The following is a 1,633-nucleotide window of genomic DNA, read 5'->3' as shown; positions in this document are numbered from 1 at the left end:
CTCAGCGTAACCCACGATGGCCACGGTCGGCTGATATTCCGCGCCAAAGACGGCGTGGATGGTTCCACAACTCCCCTTGTTTCTGTTCCCGCCCAGGCAGAACTGCCTGTAAAAACCGCGCAGGCATTGCGCAAGGTACGCATGGCTGCACCGAAAGGTGCCGTCCTGGCCACGGATGGCGCACGGATCGCGGTCCTTCGCCACAGCACCAAAGACTGGAAGGAGGTCAAGGTATGAGCGCCAACGACAGTCTCATGGCTTTACCTCCAGATTTCAAAAAACGCATTCAGATCGAAATCGACGCCCAGCTGGCCGTAAACCTTGACAGACTTGTCGATCAGATCAACGCCCGTGCTGGATCGGAGCCATTCAACAGTCATGGCCATCTCACAGTGAGGAAACTCGCAGCAATGCTTCTGGAAGATGCCGGCATGGTAATCAGCCGACCGGGTTCCTGGGAGGGGGCCAACATGGCTGATTTGCTCCGCTGTCACGGATACAGCGCTTAACCATCATTTTTGAGGAGGAGCTTTTATGAGCACGCAAGCATTGGCCCAGACTCAGATCAAAAATCGGGAAATCCGTTATGCCGGGGTTGAGCGGTTTGCCGGCATTGAAAGCGTCATTCAATTGATGCCCCCCAGAGACAACGGGCGACCCGAGTTCACTACCCTGCTCGACAGTGTTCGGGAAATGGGCATCCTGAATCCGGTTGTCGCTATTGAGCATAATGACGGCGCGCTGTATGTCATTGACGGTTACATGCGGGTGATGGTCGGAGACCGCCTGGGACTGCAACAGATTCCCTACATCCACACGCCGTTAAATCCCGATGATCCCGCCGTAGTGGACATGGCCGCCCGTCTCAACTGGTCACACCGCCATCTTTCAGACTTTGAGAAGGTCTGGGTGATCGGGAACCACTATCTCAGTGAGAAACAGAGAGAGGGTGCACCCAGTGGTAATTTGAATGCAGCCAAAACAACGTTATCATTTGATAACGTTGTTTCCTCAACATCGGCGGCTGGTCGCACAATAGAAAGGCTTGCAGACCTTTACCATGTTGGCCAAGCCACTGTTCACCGCTACGGCAACATGGCCAAGGTCTGCCGCAGCATCATCCGCGTGCTGGCCAGACAGCTGCAGATCAGCGAGGAAGATGCCACCACGCGCTTCTTTGATCTGTGGAAGGACACCGAACGTGGCAGGCATGTCGATCTCAGCGTGCTTTCCAAAATCAGCTATCGACTGGTGGAATACGAAACCATTGATGACCCGGACCCCTGGATCCGGCAGGCTTTCAGCGCCTACGCTGTGGATCTCGCCCGATTCCCCAAAGATTCCGCAGCGCAGGAATATGCATTGCCCAATCTGGGAGCGGAAGGCCTGATCCAGGCCACCCTGGCGGAACTTGAAAAGACCCTCCCCCCCAAAAAGGGAACGGAACCATGGAACCGTCAAAATACGGCCGCACCAACACAGGCAAAATCCGGAGAATATCTGCCGGCAGAAAAAAACAGGGGGCAGTCTGAAGCAGTGGTCGTGGAGGAGACTCGGTCTTTAGATATTCCGCCCATTCCAAATGATTCACCACTTATCGACCGCATACAGCAGCGTGCCGTTCAGTTTCAGT

At 54.9% G+C, this 1,633-nt stretch carries 3 protein-coding genes; all 3 read left to right on the top strand.

Annotation, left to right across the window (positions count from 1 at the left end; all coding sequences use genetic code 11):
• On the top strand, positions 1-237 hold a 237-nt coding region (locus tag AC2VLY_RS09880), incomplete at its 5' end, for a hypothetical protein (RefSeq protein ID WP_486922189.1).
• On the top strand, positions 234-509 hold the full coding sequence (locus tag AC2VLY_RS09875; RefSeq protein ID WP_486922188.1) for a hypothetical protein: 276 nt from the start codon (positions 234-236) through the stop codon (positions 507-509). The genes AC2VLY_RS09880 and AC2VLY_RS09875, both read left to right, overlap by 4 nt.
• A 25-nt stretch (positions 510-534) precedes the next feature.
• Positions 535-1,633: hypothetical protein (locus AC2VLY_RS09870; protein WP_486922187.1), on the top strand; the 1,099-nt coding region annotated here is incomplete at its 3' end.

The sequence above is a fragment of the Acidithiobacillus sp. TH-A36 genome, from assembly GCF_057473445.1.
The sequence above is the reverse complement of the archived record's forward strand: the minus strand, read 5'-3'. Positions and strand labels throughout refer to the sequence as shown.

Bases quoted from the DNA above. Each gene is read 5' to 3' on its own strand.
- AC2VLY_RS09875 (WP_486922188.1), top strand. From the start codon at position 234: ATGAGCGCCAACGACAGTCTCATGGCTTTACCTCCAGATTTCAAAAAA.